General features: G+C 68.1%; 16 protein-coding genes and 1 pseudogene. 10 read left to right on the top strand and 7 right to left on the bottom strand.

Annotated features, from left to right (window positions below):
- Positions 1-17: 17 nt before the first annotated feature.
- The 5 genes from leuC (at position 18) to ABGB16_RS07665 (ending at position 5,087) form a co-directional block, all read left to right on the top strand.
- Positions 18-1,424, top strand: a complete 1,407-nt coding sequence (gene leuC / locus ABGB16_RS07645) for a 3-isopropylmalate dehydratase large subunit (protein WP_347667254.1) — start codon at positions 18-20, stop codon at positions 1,422-1,424.
- 15 nt (positions 1,425-1,439) lie between these two features.
- Positions 1,440-2,096: a 3-isopropylmalate dehydratase small subunit gene (gene leuD / locus ABGB16_RS07650; RefSeq protein ID WP_347667255.1), complete on the top strand. Its 657-nt coding sequence runs from the start codon at positions 1,440-1,442 to the stop codon at positions 2,094-2,096.
- Positions 2,097-2,142: 46 nt separating this feature from the next.
- Positions 2,143-2,349, top strand: coding sequence for an MbtH family NRPS accessory protein (locus tag ABGB16_RS07655; protein WP_347667256.1), 207 nt, complete (start codon positions 2,143-2,145; stop codon positions 2,347-2,349).
- A gap of 78 nt (positions 2,350-2,427) precedes the next feature.
- The gene (locus ABGB16_RS07660; protein ID WP_347667257.1) at positions 2,428-4,731 is read left to right on the top strand and encodes an MMPL family transporter; all 2,304 of its coding nucleotides are present in this window, start codon (positions 2,428-2,430) and stop codon (positions 4,729-4,731) included.
- Between the two features lie 20 nt (positions 4,732-4,751).
- Positions 4,752-5,087: a hypothetical protein gene (locus tag ABGB16_RS07665; protein ID WP_347667258.1), complete on the top strand. Its 336-nt coding sequence runs from the start codon at positions 4,752-4,754 to the stop codon at positions 5,085-5,087.
- A gap of 144 nt (positions 5,088-5,231) precedes the next feature.
- Here ABGB16_RS07665 and ABGB16_RS07670 read toward each other — a convergent pair whose 3' ends face one another.
- Entirely contained in the window at positions 5,232-5,966 is a 735-nt protein-coding gene (locus ABGB16_RS07670; RefSeq protein ID WP_347667259.1) for a M23 family metallopeptidase, read from the bottom strand.
- A gap of 405 nt (positions 5,967-6,371) precedes the next feature.
- On the opposite strand from ABGB16_RS07670, the gene ABGB16_RS07675 reads away from it, so the two are divergent.
- Positions 6,372-7,046 carry a LuxR C-terminal-related transcriptional regulator gene (locus ABGB16_RS07675; protein ID WP_347667260.1) on the top strand — a complete coding sequence of 225 codons (675 nt, stop codon included), beginning with the start codon at positions 6,372-6,374 and terminating at the stop codon, positions 7,044-7,046.
- A gap of 157 nt (positions 7,047-7,203) precedes the next feature.
- On the opposite strand, the gene ABGB16_RS07680 is transcribed toward ABGB16_RS07675, so the two are convergent.
- Together ABGB16_RS07680 and ABGB16_RS07685 are read right to left on the bottom strand one after the other, a co-directional pair.
- Positions 7,204-7,938, bottom strand: coding sequence for an ABC transporter permease (locus ABGB16_RS07680; RefSeq protein WP_347667261.1), 735 nt, complete (start codon positions 7,936-7,938; stop codon positions 7,204-7,206).
- Positions 7,922-8,860 carry an ABC transporter ATP-binding protein gene (locus ABGB16_RS07685; RefSeq protein ID WP_347667276.1) on the bottom strand — a complete coding sequence of 313 codons (939 nt, stop codon included), beginning with the start codon at positions 8,858-8,860 and terminating at the stop codon, positions 7,922-7,924. Before ABGB16_RS07685 ends, ABGB16_RS07680 begins: the two co-directional genes overlap by 17 nt.
- 99 nt (positions 8,861-8,959) lie before the next feature.
- On the opposite strand from ABGB16_RS07685, the gene ABGB16_RS07690 reads away from it, so the two are divergent.
- The 3 genes from ABGB16_RS07690 (at position 8,960) to ABGB16_RS07700 (ending at position 11,093) form a co-directional block, all read left to right on the top strand.
- Positions 8,960-9,556 carry a TetR/AcrR family transcriptional regulator gene (locus ABGB16_RS07690; protein WP_347667262.1) on the top strand — a complete coding sequence of 199 codons (597 nt, stop codon included), beginning with the start codon at positions 8,960-8,962 and terminating at the stop codon, positions 9,554-9,556.
- A 584-nt stretch (positions 9,557-10,140) separates the two neighbouring features.
- Positions 10,141-10,533: a winged helix-turn-helix domain-containing protein gene (locus ABGB16_RS07695; protein WP_347667263.1), complete on the top strand. Its 393-nt coding sequence runs from the start codon at positions 10,141-10,143 to the stop codon at positions 10,531-10,533.
- Positions 10,524-11,093, top strand: coding sequence for an MBL fold metallo-hydrolase (locus tag ABGB16_RS07700; RefSeq protein ID WP_347667264.1), 570 nt, complete (start codon positions 10,524-10,526; stop codon positions 11,091-11,093). The genes ABGB16_RS07695 and ABGB16_RS07700 overlap by 10 nt, the downstream gene beginning before the upstream one ends.
- A 49-nt stretch (positions 11,094-11,142) precedes the next feature.
- Here the strand turns inward: ABGB16_RS07700 and ABGB16_RS07705 are convergent, their stop codons facing one another.
- Positions 11,143-11,748: a hypothetical protein gene (locus tag ABGB16_RS07705; protein WP_347667265.1), complete on the bottom strand. Its 606-nt coding sequence runs from the start codon at positions 11,746-11,748 to the stop codon at positions 11,143-11,145.
- 2 nt (positions 11,749-11,750) lie between these two features.
- On the opposite strand from ABGB16_RS07705, the gene ABGB16_RS07710 reads away from it, so the two are divergent.
- Positions 11,751-11,984, top strand: a complete 234-nt coding sequence (locus tag ABGB16_RS07710; protein ID WP_347667266.1) for a LysR substrate-binding domain-containing protein — start codon at positions 11,751-11,753, stop codon at positions 11,982-11,984.
- A 47-nt stretch (positions 11,985-12,031) separates the two neighbouring features.
- Here the strand turns inward: ABGB16_RS07710 and ABGB16_RS07715 are convergent, their stop codons facing one another.
- The 3 genes and pseudogenes from ABGB16_RS07715 to ABGB16_RS07725 form a co-directional block, all read right to left on the bottom strand.
- Positions 12,032-13,792 (bottom strand): extracellular solute-binding protein, encoded by a 1,761-nt coding sequence (locus tag ABGB16_RS07715; protein ID WP_347667267.1) that lies wholly within the window; start codon positions 13,790-13,792, stop codon positions 12,032-12,034.
- A 91-nt stretch (positions 13,793-13,883) separates the two neighbouring features.
- Positions 13,884-15,176 (bottom strand): serine/threonine-protein kinase, encoded by a 1,293-nt coding sequence (locus ABGB16_RS07720; RefSeq protein WP_347667268.1) that lies wholly within the window; start codon positions 15,174-15,176, stop codon positions 13,884-13,886.
- A gap of 159 nt (positions 15,177-15,335) precedes the next feature.
- A pseudogene (locus ABGB16_RS07725) lies at positions 15,336-15,526 on the bottom strand (transposase); the annotation flags it as partial.

Consider the following 15,526-nt stretch of genomic DNA (forward strand, 5'->3'; position numbering starts at 1 on the left):
CAGGTTGGAGATACGACATGAGTCCACGAACAATGTTCGACAAGATCTGGGACGCCCACGTGGTGCGCGACGAGCCCGGTGAGGTGCCGGTCATCTACATCGACCGTCACCTCACCCACGAGGCGACGTCGCCCCAGGCCTTCGCGGGTCTGCGGGCCCGTAACCTCCCGGTCCACCGCACCGACGCCACCATCGCCGTGATCGACCACAACGTGCCCACCGTTCTTGGTCGTCGCATGATCGACGTCGTCGACGCCGCGAGCGTGAAATGCATCGAAACGATGGAGGAGAACGCCCGCGACTTCGGGGTCACCCTCTTCGACATGAAGGACGAGTACCAGGGCATCGTCCACGTCGTCGGCCCTGAGCTCGGCATCTCTCTTCCGGGCATGACCGTCGTTTGCGGAGACTCGCACACCTCCACCCACGGCGCCCTGGGAATCTTCGCCATCGGCATCGGCACCAGCGAGGTCGAGCACGTCATGGCGACCCAGTGCCTGCAGCAGCAGAAGCCGAAGACGATGAACATCCGGGTCGAGGGGACGCTCTCGCCCGGCGTCACGGCGAAGGACGTGGCGCTGGCGATCATCCGCAAGTTCGGCACGAACGTCGGCTCCAACCACGTCATCGAGTTCAGCGGGTCGGCCATCCGCTCCCTCTCCGTCGAGGGGCGCATGACCCTGTGCAACATGGCGATCGAGGCCGGCGCGCGCGCCGGCATGGTCGCCCCCGACGAGGTCACGATCGAGTACGTGAAGGGCCGCCCGTACGCTCCCGAGGGCGACCTCTTCGAGCTGGCCGCAGCCAACTGGCGGGAGCTGGCCAGCGACCCCGGCGCCCACTTCGACGCCGTCCTCGACATCAACGTCGATGATCTCGTACCTCAGGTCACCTGGGGCACGGATCCGGGCATGGTCGCCGACATCACCGGCGTCGTACCCGACCCGGCGGACGAAAGTGACGTCGTCACCCGCCAGGCGTACGAACGGGCTCTGGAGTACATGGGGCTGACTCCGGGCCAGAAGATCGAGGACATCGAGATCCAGACGGTGTTCATCGGCTCGTGCACCAACTCGCGCATCGAAGACCTGCGCATGGCGGCCAGCTACGTCGTGGGCAAGCAGGTGGCGCCGAACGTGCGCGCCCTGGTCGTACCCGGCTCGATGCTGGTCAGCCGCCAGGCCGAGGAGGAGGGGCTGGCCGACATCTTCCGGGCGGCCGGCTTCCAGTGGCGCGAGGCGGGTTGCAGCATGTGCATCGCCATGAACGGCGACCGCCTCGCCCCCGGCGAGCGGTGTGCCTCGACGAGCAACCGGAACTTCGAGGGCCGTCAGGGACGCGGCGGCCGCACCCACCTCGTCAGCCCGCTCATGGCCGCCGCCGCGGCGGTTGCCGGGCACTTCGTCGACGCTCGCAACCTGTAGAAAGGCCAGGCTCCCATGGAAAAGTTCGTCACACATCTCGGGGTGGCCGCGCCGCTGGCCCGGTCGAATGTCAACACAGACGACATCGTGCCGGCCCGTTTCCTGAAGACGATCCGACGCACCGGATTCGCCGACGCCCTCTTCGCGAACTGGCGCTACATCAACGACGACAAGGCGCCGAACCCCGACTTCGAGCTGAACCAGTCGGCCTACGCGGACGCCACCATCCTGGTCGCCGGCCCGAACTTCGGGTGCGGCTCCTCGCGCGAGCACGCTCCCTGGGCGCTCCGCGAGTTCGGCTTCCGCTGCATCATCGCGCCCAGCTTCGCGGACATCTTCTACAACAACTGCTTCAACAGCAGCATCCTTCCGGTCGTCCTGGACAAATCGACGGTGGAGGACATCCAGGCGACCCTCGCCGGCCAGGAGCAGTACAAGCTGCAGATCGACCTGCCCGCCCAGACCGTCGCGATGCCCGACGGGCGGACCTTCGGCTTCGACCTGGACCCGTTCAAGAAGAGTGCCCTCCTGGAAGGCCTCGACAGCGTCGACTGGACGCTCTCCCGCAAGGGCGAGATCTTGGCCTACGAGGAGCGGCGCCGCAAGGAGGCGCCGTGGCTCTTCATCGGCAAGGATGCCGACCGGCGAAGCGCCTCCGCTCCGGCAAGCTGATCGTGCACTGAGAAAAAGCACCCGACGCAGATAGGAAGCGAATCCGATGGAAGACACCGCCGTCAAGGTTCTCGTCAACCACGAGGAGCAGTACTCGCTCTGGCCCGATTTCCTCGACGTTCCCGCCGGCTGGAAGGACACGGGGGTCTCCGGCACCAAGGACGAGTGCCTGGCCTACGTCAAGGAGGTCTGGACCGACATGCGCCCGCTGAGCCTCCGCAAGAAGATGGAGGAGTCGGCTCAGGGGGCCTAGGACCGCGGCGTGGGCAAGAAACTGTGAAGGGCTCGGCGGTCAAACGGCCTGGGCGTGTGCGACAGAAAAGAGACGGCGTTGTTTCTGAAGGCTAGCAAGGCGATTATCGCTGGTCGCTGGCTGTCTGTGCTGCTCTGGATCGTCCTGGCGGCGGTCGGAGTGCAAGTCGCGCCCAATCTGCAGGAGGAAGCGAACAGCAGCCAGCAGGAGGCCCGCTCACAGTCGACCCTGGAGGCGTTCAAGGCCAACGAACTGGTTGCCGAGAAGTTTCCGGACGTCCGGGAGGCCATGAACAACGAGGTCACCGTGACCCTCTACCGGGAGAACGGCCTGACCTCCGAGGACGAGGCCTACGCCCAGGCCCTGGAACAGTTTCTTGCCACCCGGAAGGAAAACATCCGGCTGAAGTCGACTGTCTCGCCATTCTCGGACCCGCAGAACTCCAGCACCCTCCTGAGCGCGGACAGAGAAGCCGCTCTGTTGGCGCTCAACCTCGACATGGAGTACTTCGACGGGGACAGCAACGAATGGCTGAGCCAGACGCAGGATGTCATCCCGCAGATCAGGAGTCACCTGTCCACCGACGCGAGTGAGCGGGAAGGGGCTCCGGCCGTACCGGCGGGCCTGGATGTGCACCTCACGGGTGGGAACGCCATCTGGGAAGAGATCTTCAGGCTGCAGGAGGAAAGCCTCGCGCGTACCCTGGTGATGACCTTCATCTTCATCCTGGTCGTCCTGTTGATCATCTACCGCTCGCCGGTGGCCGCCCTCTTCCCCCTGGTCGCCGTCGGCCTCGCGCTGGCGATCTCGCAGGCGGTCCTGGGATTCGCGGCCGACGCGGGGCTCGGCGTCTCGCCGAACGCACTGGTGTTCCTGGTCATCGTGCTCTTCGGCCTCGGCACCGACCACTCGCTGTTGATGTTCTCTCGCTTCCGTGACAACCTGCTCGCCGGCAAGGAGAAGAGCGAGGCGTTGCGCAGTGCTGTCGGCTACGGCGGCGAGGCCATCTTCGCGAGCGTCTGCGCGGTCATCGTCGCCTTCGGCGGCATGTTCTTCGCCAAGGACCTGAACCTCAAGGGAATCGGCCCGGCGCTCGCGATCGCGGTGGCCATCGAGTTCCTCGTCATCATGACGTTGATCCCGGCCTCGATGGCGATCCTCGGGGAGAAGGTGTTCTGGCCGTTCCTTCCGTCCAGGGCACGGGCCCGCCGCGTGCGGAAGGGGACTGAGGGGCAGGCGAAGAAGGCGGGGGTCTGGGAGAGGATCGCCGCCACCGTCACCGGCAGGCCGAACCGGTTCATCGCGATCACCCTGATCGCGCTGATTCCCTTCATCGCCCTGCTGGCCGGGTTCCGCTTCGACAACAACGAGCTGCGGGCCCTGCTTCCGACGTCGACCGACTCCTACCAGGGGCTGACCGTGCTGCGGGAGAACTTCGGTCAGGCGGCGGGAGCGGAGAACGCGGTACCGATCCTCATCGAGTCCGACCAGGCCGGCTGGGGCAGCGACAAGCTGGCCACCATCGAGGAGGTGGCCCGCGACATCGACGCTCTGCCGGGCGTGAGCACGGTGGTCACCCCCACGCAGGCAGCGAGCCAGGGGTTCGTCTCCGCGGACGGTACGACCGTCCGCCTGAGCGCCACGTTGAGCCAGGATCCCTACTCGAACGAGGCGCTCGACACCATCACCGACATCAGGGACAGGCTGAAGGAGTCCCTGGAGGGGACGAATCTCGCATCGGCGACCGCGTACGTCGGCGGTGGCACCGCGGAGGTGCGGGACAACCTGGCGACGCAGAAGCGGGACTCCGTCGTCATCGCCCTCATCGTGCTCGTCGGAATCTTCATCATCCTGGCGCTGCTCCTGCGGAGCCTGGTCGCCCCCATCTGCCTGGTGGCGACCATCGTCCTGGCCTACGCGGCGACGATGGGACTGACCGTCGCCGTCTTCCAGTACGGCTTCGGCCACGAGGGCCTGTGGATCGACGCGCCGGTGGCCGCCTTCGTCATCCTGGTCGCCCTCGGCATCGACTACAGCATCTTCCTGATGACGCGGGTGAAGGAGGAGTACCACACGCAGGGGCAGGCGACTGTGGCGGCCGTCAGGAAGGGACTTGCCGGCACGGGGTCCGTCATCACCTCGTGCGGCATCATCCTGGCTGGCACGTTCATGCCGCTGCTGTTCTCCGGGATCAAGTCGTACCTCGAGATGGGCTTCGCCATCGTCGTCGGCCTCCTGCTGGACACATTCGTGATCCGGACTCTCCTCGTGCCGGCCATCGCCGTGAAGGTCGGTGAGCGCAGCTGGTGGCCGGGGAAGCGACGGGAAATCATCGACGACGTGCCGGTCGAACCCAAGGAAGCCGTACCGGCCGCCTACTAGCAGATGTGGAGGATGTTCCTGTGAACGACCTTATTCAGCGCCTCTCCGTGGAGAATCAGAGCGTCGTCGTCGGCGGCCCCGATCCCTCCCTGGACGAGCTCCAGAAGCGTGCCACCGAGATCGGGTACGTCTTCATCAAGTTCCCGGACACCAGCGGCGGAACCGACCTGGGCGTGCGCGTCGACGAGGCGGCCACCGATCTCAGCCGCGCCGACTTCGCCAACGGCAGCGGTAGCGCCCACATCGAGGGGACGCTCACCCTCGACTACGTGAAGGTCCGGTGCGTCGCCGACATCGACCTGGCGTCGCTCAGCGGCACCGGGCACCTCAAGCTGGAGGAGGCGCAGGCCGCGTAGTCGCGGGCGGCCGGATCGTGCTCACCCTTGACGCCCGCACGGGCATCATCGGGTACCCGACCCGGCCGGTCCAACTGTCGCGTAGGCGTCGCGTCGCGGCCCCACCCCGGGCCGCGGCGCGACGCCGCGGCGTGTGGTGCCTCGTCAGGTGCCCAGGTCCTCCGCGGCCGATACGGGCAGCGGCTCGACGACAGCCTCCTCGCCCGGAATGCCGGACTCCCTCACCTGGAACTGCCGCGCGCCGCGGGGGCGTTCGCGGAAGTGCCGGAAGGCCATCGGTACGCCGCGGGCAACGGACAGGTCCACGCTGTCCATGACCTGCACGTGCACGTGCGGCTGCGTCGAGTTGCCGGAGTTGCCGCAGTCCGCGACCGGCTGCCCGGTCCGTACCTCCTCGCCGACGGCTACCCGGATCGAGCCGGCCCGCAGGTGCGCGAGGGCGACGAACACGTCGCTGTCGCGCAGCGCGATGATCAGGTAGTTGCCGGCAACGGCGCCCACTCCCTGCCGGAGCCGCTCCATCTGACCCAACATGTACGGCACGAGGGCCAGCTGTGACCGTCGTCCGGCATGATCGACCTCGCCGTCGTGTACGTCGACGACGACGCCGTCGGCCGGTGCCAGGATCGGCCGGCCGAAGGCGTAGAACCGCTCGGGCGGTTCGGTGGCGAGGAAGGTCCGCCAGTCGCGGGTGCCGGCGGTCCGGCGGTGGTCGTCCACACCGATGAAGTCGATGGCGTAACGCTCGCCCAACAGGTCGGACCCGTGGCTCGGGACCCGCCGGGCCGGGCTGTTGCGTGCCAGCCACAAGCCCGTGAACGGCAGCGAGAGCACGACCTCCCGGGTCACTGAACTCTCGGCGGGCAGTTTCTCGACCATCGACCTAGTATAGGCAGGATTCCAGGCATCGGCCCGAATCGAGCACGCTCGACCGGGCCTGGCGGAACTGGTTCCGGGGGGCGGCATGTCCTGTGTGACTGGTGGACAGAGCCGGTCGGACCTGCGGACTCTCGCTGCGGACGCCGCGGCGGGTCACCCGTCGGTTCGCCGCTCGGCACGGCGTCGGCCGTCAGGTCCGCTGTGTCCGATGGTGTCGGGGGTTGGGCCCCAAGACCGGTCCCGACCTGCCAAAACATGTTGACCTATCGGTTGGCGTCACTAGCTAATCCGATCGGCGGGATTTGTTGCATGGGGATTTGATCTCTTGCGGATTTCTGTCGTAGGCTGTAACAGCCAAGTAACACTCTCCTTCACGGGGTCGCGACGGGGAAGGGGCTGGTCGATGTGGAGCAATCCGGCAACCCGCTTGAACAGGGGCAACCCGGCCTCACCGTCCTCGTTCTCGCCGACAACGAGGTGACGCGTCGGGGTCTCCACGACATGCTCGGCTCGCTTGATCTGGTGGCTGAGGTGCATGCGGTGGTGGCGGATCTGGAGCGGTTTCCTGCTGGTCGTTCTTTTGACGTGCTGGTTGTGGCGTGTGAGGACGTGGGTGTGGGGAGTCTGGATGGGGTTGTTGAGGCGGCGCATCGTCGGGGGGTGAGGATTCTGCATCTGATCGGTCGTGGTGGGGCGTGTCTGGATGCGGTGACGCGGTTGCCGAGTAATGGGTTTTTGATTCAGGACGAGGTGACGCGGGAGGCGTTGGGGCAGGCGTTGGGTCGGATGTTGGTGGGTGAGGTGCCGATGCCGGCGGTGTTGGCGAATCGGTTGTTGGAGCGGGCGCGTGGGGCGGTGTCGCCGGAGCGGGTGGAGGGTGTGCGGTTGACGCCGCGGGAGCGTGAGACGTTGGTGTTGTTGGCTGAGGGGTTGAGTAACAAGCAGATCGCTCGTCGGATGTTGATCAGTCAGCATGGGGTGAAGCGGCTGGTGGCGAGTGTGTTGTTGAAGTTGAACTGTTCGAACCGGACGTTGGCCGCGGCGGTGGCGATCAAGCAGGGCCTGCTCGAAGAGGTGTAGGGCGGGCGGTTGAAGGAACCGGCTCCGGGCGCTGCCCTGGGCCGGTTCGGCGTTTCGGGTGCGGGCGCCCGGCGCACCGCGGTTGCCGGTGGCGGGGTGCGGCGCCGTCAAAGGACGCCACACCCCGCACCCGCATTCCAGCTCTCCGAACGCCTGCTCAGCTCCTGCGGGTCATGACCCGCAGAGTGAGCGCGAGACCGGCCACGCACCAGACGGCGAGTACGGCGAACGGGAGGCCGCTGACACCGTTCCCGCCGGCGGCGAGGGTGTCACGAATGGCGTCGGCCATGTACTGGAAGGGCAGCACCTCGTGCACGGCCTGCAACCAGCCCGGCAGCCGGTCGGCCGGGAAGTTGATCGGGGAGAACATCAGGGCGATGAAGACGATCACCTGAGATATCAGGCTGGCGACGGCGGGTGGCACCGCGTAGGCGACGGCGTAGCCGAGGCCGGTGGCGGTCAGCGCGACGAGCAGGATCGCCGGGACGACGAGTGGACTGACGTCGAGGTCGAGGTCGAACCGCAGCGTGGCGGTGAGCAGGGCCAGGGCCAGGCCCGGCAGGGACGTCAGGAGCCAGGTGGTGACGTCCGCGGCCAGGATCGCCGTCCGAGGCACCGGAAGCGTCCGGTTGTACTCGAACGTTCCCTCTGTCTTGCTCTGCGCGATCATCTGAGGGGCGAGCACCATGCCGACGGTGATCAGGCCGAGGGTGGGGGCCCCCGTCGCCAGGTAGAGGGCGGTGGCCTTGTCGACCTCGGGCATGAGGAACGAGAAGCCGACCACGATGCCGACCGCCAGCAGCGTCTGGATGACGAGCATCAGCGGGAGTATGAACTTGAGCCGGATCGCGTGCCAGCGCAGGAGCAGCAGGTAACTACGCAGCCACCGCATCGTGGTTCTCCTCGGAGGTGTTGGTCAGGCCGACGTAGATGTCTTCGAGGCTGATCGGGTTCAGGACGAACTGGGCGACGCCTTCGGCGGCGTGCAGCTGTTGCGCCCACGCGATCGCCTGCGGGGCGTCGGCCGAGGCGATGGAGATGACCATGCGCTGGTCGGTCACGTTCGTGGAGCTCGCCCAGGCCGGTGCCTCGGGCACGGCCGCGCCGGGCGTCAGCGTCAGTTCCAGCCGGAGATCGCTGGAGGCCTGGCGGCGCAGCTCGGCCGGCGTGCCGGTAGCGGCGACGCGGCCGTGGTCGAGCACGACGAGCCGGTCGACGCTGCGCTCGGCCTCGGTCACGTTGTGCGTGACGATGATGACGGCGCAGCCGTCGGTGGCGAGCTTGCGGACCTGCTCCCACATCAACCGGCGGCGCACCGGGTCGACGTCGTTGGTGGGCTCGTCGAGCATGACCAGGAGACCGGGCTCGACCACCGCCATGCAGAAGGCGGTCAGCCGGCGGATGCCGCCGGACAGCTTCTCACCCGGCGTGTCGGCCCACTCGGTGATGTCGAGGGCGGACATCAGCTGCTCGGAGCGTTCCTTCACCTGCTGGCGGCTGCCGCCACGGATCCGGCCGAGGATGTCGATCGCCTGCCTCGGGGTGACCCCGGTCAGCGGCGCCTGGGCCTGCAGCTGCAGCGAGCAGACCTGTCGCGCGAACGCCGGGTCGGCGACGGGGTCCCGGCCGTCGATCCTGATCGTGCCCTCTGTCGGCTTCACCAGGCCGGCGACCTGATTGAGCAGGGTCGTCTTCCCCGCACCGTTGTGCCCGAGCAGGCCGAGCACCTCTCCCTCGGCTACGTGTAGCGAGAGGTCGTCGTTGGCCCGTACGTCGCGCTGGTAGATCTTGGTCAAGTGATCGATCTGGAGCAACATCACATCCTCCAGATTCCGGCCGATATCCGCATACCGTCGAGTATCTGGATACCGTCGGGGATGTCAAGCACCCTGGTGGTGTGGAAGGATCGCGACATGGGTGAGCGACTGACCCGGGCGCAACAACAGCAGCGGACCCGCCAGCGCCTGCTCGACGCGGCGGAGACGCTGTTCGCCGAGCGGGGGATCCACCAGACCTCGCTCGAGGAGGTCGCCGCCGAGGCGGAGCTGACCAAGGGTGCGATCTACGCCAACTTCGACGGGAAGCACGGCCTGTTGGCGGCGATCCTCGAGCGCCGTTACACCGATCAGGTCGCCGACGCCGGCCTCGCCGTCGACCCCGGTGCCGCGGCCGATTCGCTGGGTGACAGCTACGAGTCCGTGATCTCATTGCCGGAGACCCGCAGGTTCGCCATGGCGCTCCTGGAGTTCTGGCTGTACAGCATGCGGACCCCGGCCGCCCGTGACGCCATGGCGCAGTGGCTCCAGGCCGTACGCGAGCACAACGCCAAGCGGATCACCGAGCGGACCGGCGGCCAGCCGCCGATCCCGGCCAGTCAGCTGGCGATCCTGATGACCGCGCTGGACGTGGGTGTCGCCCTCCAGCACCTCATCGATCCCGAGGGTGTCCCCGCCGACGTGTACGCCCTCGGCCTCAAGGCGATCATGGACTCCGGCGGCGCGGGCGGCTGACCCGTCCGGTCTCCGAAGTCGTGACACGCGCGTCCGGGGGCCGCGGAACGGTGTGCGGTCGGGCCCGTCGCACCGCTCCTTCGGAGAATTGCGGACGGCGACGCGGAACAACCATTCCGTCGCGCGGCACCTCGACAACCAGGAATTGCGCGTCTGATCGCCGGCGTTCCTCTCGTTCAAGGGCGGCGCGGGCGCCTGCTCATTATCGGGGTGTCGACCCGTCGGCGCCATATGAACCTAGATGGCGTTCAATTACCGTGGAGGTGGCAGGAATCTGGCGATACGTTCCGCTTTAACGCGTTCTCGGCTGATCGCCGACTCAGCCATGGTGCTGGTTGCGATCGGCGCACGGGTCCACCCCCGGGCCCGTGACGTCCCGTTACGCCAGCCCCAAAGCGGTGGCAAGCGCGGGAATTCCGCCGACATGACGTCCACCTTGGACATTCCGAATCGGCGTGGGTAGAGTCCTCGGAGTTGCGAGTTGCCGTGCTTCGGGGCGTACGGGATCTAGGTGGATCGGTCAGCGATGTGTGTCTCGAGAGCGCAGGCGCGATGCTCGAATTTCGCGTGCTCGGCCCATAGAAGTGTGGCGAGACGGTCGTGAGGTCGAGCTCAGCGGCCGCAAGATGCGGGCCATGTTGGCCGCACTGCTACTGCGGGCCAACCATGTCGTCCTGACCGAGCGGCTGGTGTCCATGCTCTGGGGCGAGCAACCACCCCCCACCGCCGTCGCCCAACTGCACAAGTACGTGTCCCAACTACGTACGAAACTGGGCCCCGAGTGCATCGTGCGCCACGGCGCCGGTTATCAGCTGCACATCGGACAGAACGCCCTCGACCTGCACGTCTTCGACCGGGGCGTGCGTGCGGCACGGGCGGCTCTGGACGCGGGCCGGCCGGCCGAGGCGGCCCAGGAGATCACCGCGGCGCAGACCCTGGACCGGCACGGCCTCACCCCCCCCGGGCGGTGCTGCTGACCCACGGCCACCTGGACCACACCTACTCGGTGGCGGCCATCGAGGCCGCGCACCGCCTGCCGATCTACCTGCACCCGGCCGACCACGGCATGCTGGCCGACCCGTTCAGCGGGCTGGGCGACGAGTTCGGCCCGCAGTTCGCGCAGGTGCTCGGCCCGGAGTGGACCTGGCGGCAGCCACACGACGTCCGCTCCCTGGGCGACGGCGACCTGCTCGCCCTGGCCGGGCTGGAACTGCGGGTCGACCACACGCCCGGGCACACCCCCGGCTCGGTCATGTTCAACCTGCCCGGGGATCGTTGTCTGGTCGGTGACACCCTCTACGCCGGCACCATCGGACGCACCGACATGCCCGGCGGCAGCCGCGCGCAGACCCTCACCTCACTGCGCGGCCTCCTCCGCAAGCCCGACCGGACGGTGCTGCTGACCGGCCACGGCGAGGACAGCACCGTGGGCCGGGAACGGGTCGAGAACCAGTTCATGGTGCAGGCGGCCGCCTGGGACGGCACCGGCGAGGTGCCCCGGACGATCATGGGCTGGAAACCGGGGCAACCGGTCTGAGCCCGTACGGGTCGGCGGCGCGGCACCCCGGCGCTACTTCTGCCACTGGTCACCTGGGCGCGGCAGGGGGGAGGAAGAGGTGCCCGTGCCGCGCACCCCGGGCAGTACGGGTCGCGACCGCCGCCCAGGAGGCGAGCAGCAGCCCGTACAGCAGCACGGCGAGCGTGGCCAGCATGGCCGAGCCGGACCGCGCGGCCAGGCCGGAGACGCCGGTGACCAGGGTGCCGACCGGGAAGGTGAAGCTCCACCAGGTGAGCGAGAACGGCAGCCCGGCGCGGGCCGTGCGGATGGTGATCGCGGCAGCCAGGGTCAGCCAGAGCAGGGCGAACCCCATTGCCGGTACGCCGTAGAGCACGGCGAGCATCTGCGCCCCTGCCGCGTACGGTTCAGGCAGGACGCCGTCGGCGGACCGGGCGAGCAGGTGGGCGGCGGTGATCGACTGCCCCAGCGGCCCCAGCACGATCCACAGGGTGGGGACCATCCGCGCGGCCCCGACCCCGTGCACGACCAGCCGTGACCACAGCTGCGGCAGGATGATCAGGGTGGCGAGCAGGCTGGCGCCGAACATCGCGTAGCAGGCGACGACCATGTCGAGCCGGGCCTGCCCGGCCGGCAGGTGCGGCACGAGCAGCGCACCGTTGGCGGCCGAGACCATCGGTGGGACCACCGCACGCCGTCGCGGCGGGCAGCGGTCCCGCCGTCCTCAGCTCCCTGGCGGTCAGCACCGAGCTCCCGGCCGGCGCTCTGGTCGCCGTAGCCGTCAGCGGCTTGAGCCTGCACCGCCAGCTCCGCGCCGTCTGGCCCGCCGGCCGAGAGCTCACCGGCCCCGTCCGCGACCTCCACACAATCGCCCGCCGGCCCATCCACCGCCGCAGCCATACACCACCATGATGTTCCTACAAGCGACACGCCACAACGACCTGGCAAAGCACTAACAGCTAAAAGCTACTGACCAGCTTGACGAATGCGTCGTCGATCTTCGCCGGGTCGCGGGCATCGAATGCCTTGCCCGCGGACGCCTTGGCGATCCGGTCCAGCGTCCCGAAATCGGACTGCTCATCAAAGGCGATGCAGAAGATCTTGACCGGTCGTTCCGGATCCAGCGCGACGTCCTGGAGCAACCGGGCGAGATCGTTGTCCTTGTTGTACTCGTTCTTGCCGTCCGTCAGTACGACCACCGCGTTGATCCGGGATTGGTCGTAGTGGTCGAGCATGTGACGGTGTGCCGCCCGTACGGTGGCGTACAGAGCGGTGCCGCCCTCGACATGGAGATTGTTGATCTCATTGGTGAGCGCCGCCTGGTCGAACGCCGACAGCCGGACCTCCTCGCTGTACGGCGACTTCGGCCGCTGTCCCGTCTCGGACGAGAACGACCAGAGCGCGACCTGGTCCTCGGCGTTCAAGAGGCCAAAGCCCTTGGCGGCGGCCCTGGTCGCCACCTGGAACCTGGTCCGGTCACCGATCTTCGCGTTCATCGAACCGGACGTGTCGACAGCCACGAGGATGTTCGCCTTCTTGCGCAGCGTGCCCCAGCCGGCGAGGATCGCCTTGACCACGGTGGGATCCGGCGGGTCGAAGTAGGTGAGGTCGTGGGCCCCGCGCCCGCCGACGGAGGCGATCAGCGGGCCGGACGCGTTCCGCTCGTGATCGCGGAAACCGAGCCGGCTGAAGCTCCGCTGCTGCGGCGACTCCTGGAGGAACGCCAGGAAGTCGGCAGCGGCGTCACGTTGCTCCGGGCTGGCCGAGGGGAGGACCACGTACGGGTGGTCGAGGTTGAACGTGCCCTCCTTCGGATACACCGCGACCAGGGGAACTCTCGGCTTTTCGCCCCGGGTCGGGCTCAGCTCCCCCTCGTTGTACTGGTAGACCAACTCCTCCTGCGTCACCACCGCGCTCATGTCGGCCGCGACCGCCGCGCCGACGCCGGACAGGTCCGCCTCGGCGCGGGTTTTCAGCAGATCCACGATGTCGTCGCTGTAGTGGGACACGTTGGCCTCGATGCGGCGGACGAACTGGGTCACCGCTGGATTCGCGAGGTCACTCTCGGTAAGGTCGCTGGCCCGGTTGATGGCCGCGTAATACGTCGCGATCGTGGCTGCCAGCCCAGAGGTGGACAGGTGCGGGTTGACCTTGCCGAAGGTGAACCGCCCCCACTCGGGGCGACCGTAGGTGGCCCAGCCCGTGCGCCCGGACAAGCCCAGGATGTCACCCCAGCCGAGTGGACCCTGCTGTTGGAGCAGCTTTCCCTTCGGCTGCGGCATGGCGATGACCAGCGGGCTGTTCGCGATCGACGGATACCGGCCGGGGGTCTGTGCCGGACGCCCGGCGGCCTCGTCCAGCAACCTCAACTGCCCGGTCCACAGGGTCGACGACGGCAACCACACCTGCGGCCGGGGCAGGTTGGGCTGCTTGACTGCCCAGTCGCCGGCCAGCGCGTCCGTCGCCGCACCGGAGGTGAGGCCGTGTACGGTCACAACAGCGCACCGGTCACCGACCCGCCGATCGCTCTTGTTGTAGCGTTCTGCCAGCTCGCCGAGCAGCACGTCCTTCTCGGTCGACGAGCTGACCTCCAGCGGCGTGCATCCGACGTCAGCCGCCGGCTGGACGATCAGGTAGGCCGCCGTGACGACCGCGACCCCGGCCACGATGGCCGCGGTGTACGGCAGCCACGGCCGGGCAGTCGGTCGGCCTGAAACCATGTGGTCCCTCCAGGGTGTCGGCTGACGGCGTCGACATCAGCCAGCAGCCCGGCCGAGCCGCCGTGCGGACCGACCGGATCGTGTTCGTGGGTCAGGGCCCGTCCCGCAGCAGGGCCGTGGCCTGGTCGGCTGTCGATGCCTCCGCGGGATCCGGCTCGGTGCTTGGGGCCAACGCGGCGGCGACCAGCAGGCGGACGACGTACGCCACGACGAAGGTTACCGCGCCGGTGAGTACTGCGGCGGTGACCGCGGTCGAGGCGACGTAGCCGGACGCCATTCCGACCGCACCGAGGAAGATCGCGATCGAGATGCCCCACGGGTCCCCGAGCTCCCGGCGGAGCCGACCCGACCAGGAGCCCCGCCGTACCGGGGCGGTGGGCTCGCTGTTCCTTCGAAGCGTCGGGGCGCCGGCGGCGTGCGTGACCGGCGAGTGCTCGGGGACGTCGGGCAGGGTTGGCCCGGCCGCATGGCCCAGGGGTGGAAATCCGGGCGCCGGGTACGACGGCGCCGCCGCCGTGGCGGCTTCGTTGCCCTGCTTGAGGACGCTCTCGAGCAGCAGGGCCGTCGAGGGCCGCGCGGTGTGCCCGAGCAGCCGCAGCAGGACCTGTTCGGCGTTCGGCCGTGCATCCTGGTCCTTCTGCAGGCACTGCCGGATCAGGTCCTCCAGCGCGTCGGAGAGGCCATGCAGGTCCGGTGGCTCGTGCAGGACGCGGTTCATCACCGCGACGATCGAATCGTTGCCGAACGGTGGTCGGCCCGCTGCCGCGAAGGCGATGGTCGCCGCCCAGGCGAACACGTCACAGGCCGGGCCCACCCGGTGGTTGTGGAACCGCTCCGGTGCCATGTACGGCGCCGTTCCCATCACCTGCTTGGTCATCGTTTCGGTGACGTCGAGCGCGCGGGCGATGCCGAAGTCGATCACGCGTGGACCGTCCCGCCCGAGAATGACGTTGTCCGGCTTCAGGTCGCGGTGGACCACGTCGGACTGGTGGATCGCGGTCAGCGCGGTGGCGGTGCCAACGGCCAGTCGGTGCAACGCGTTCCCGGAGATCGGGCCCCGCTCACGGACGTGCCGTTGCAGGGTCGGGCCCTCGATGAACTCGCTGACCACGTACGGTGGGTCCGCGTCCACCTCGGCGAACAGGATCTGAGCCGTACAGAAAGGGGCGACCCGTCGCGCGGCGGCGATCTCCTTCGCGAACTGAGACTTGATCCGGGGGCTGTGGCGCAGGTCAACGTCGATCATCTTGACCGCCACCTGGTTGCCGTCCCCGTCTCTGCCCAGGTAGACGATGCCCTGGCCGCCCGCACCCAGCCGCCCGATCAGCTGATAGGGCCCCGCCGTGCGTGGATCATGCGGACTCAGCGGCGTGGTACCCGGCATCGTTGCCCCCTGTCAGCCCGGCCATTGTGACTCCACCGAAACCCTTGACGAGCCGCGCCGATGCTACGGACGACACAGGTATGGTGTCACGACCCGGCCAGCACGAACCACTCGCCTTTCGCGTGTCCTGTCGTCTCCCGGTTCGACTAGTCTTGATTTTTAACCTTTGCGTTTTTGCTGGTCGGCTTGGGTGCGGGCGCGGTGGATGGTTTTACCGACGTCGTGGCGGGGTGCGCGGTGTCGGTTGGGGCTGCCGGGTGGGCGTCCGGGGCCTGGCCGGGTGGGTTTTGGTGCCTGTGCGGGATGGCTGGTCTTCGGCCGGAGGTTCCGAAACCCGCGGCGGACCCGGG

Origin of the sequence: Micromonospora sp. B11E3 (assembly GCF_039871625.1) — a bacterium.
Lineage (GTDB): Bacteria > Actinomycetota > Actinomycetes > Mycobacteriales > Micromonosporaceae > Micromonospora.

What these genes read in the sequence shown, in the direction of transcription:
- ABGB16_RS07715 (WP_347667267.1), bottom strand. Translation starts at nt 13,792, where the DNA reads ATGGTTTCAGGCCGACCGACTGCCCGGCCGTGGCTGCCGTACACCGCG.
- ABGB16_RS07720 (WP_347667268.1), bottom strand. Translation starts at nt 15,176, where the DNA reads ATGCCGGGTACCACGCCGCTGAGTCCGCATGATCCACGCACGGCGGGG.
- ABGB16_RS07680 (WP_347667261.1), bottom strand. Translation starts at nt 7,938, where the DNA reads ATGCGGTGGCTGCGTAGTTACCTGCTGCTCCTGCGCTGGCACGCGATC.
- leuC (WP_347667254.1), top strand. Translation starts at nt 18, where the DNA reads ATGAGTCCACGAACAATGTTCGACAAGATCTGGGACGCCCACGTGGTG.
- leuD (WP_347667255.1), top strand. Translation starts at nt 1,440, where the DNA reads ATGGAAAAGTTCGTCACACATCTCGGGGTGGCCGCGCCGCTGGCCCGG.
- ABGB16_RS07655 (WP_347667256.1), top strand. Translation starts at nt 2,143, where the DNA reads ATGGAAGACACCGCCGTCAAGGTTCTCGTCAACCACGAGGAGCAGTAC.
- ABGB16_RS07690 (WP_347667262.1), top strand. Translation starts at nt 8,960, where the DNA reads ATGGGTGAGCGACTGACCCGGGCGCAACAACAGCAGCGGACCCGCCAG.
- ABGB16_RS07670 (WP_347667259.1), bottom strand. Translation starts at nt 5,966, where the DNA reads ATGGTCGAGAAACTGCCCGCCGAGAGTTCAGTGACCCGGGAGGTCGTG.
- ABGB16_RS07705 (WP_347667265.1), bottom strand. Translation starts at nt 11,748, where the DNA reads ATGGTCTCGGCCGCCAACGGTGCGCTGCTCGTGCCGCACCTGCCGGCC.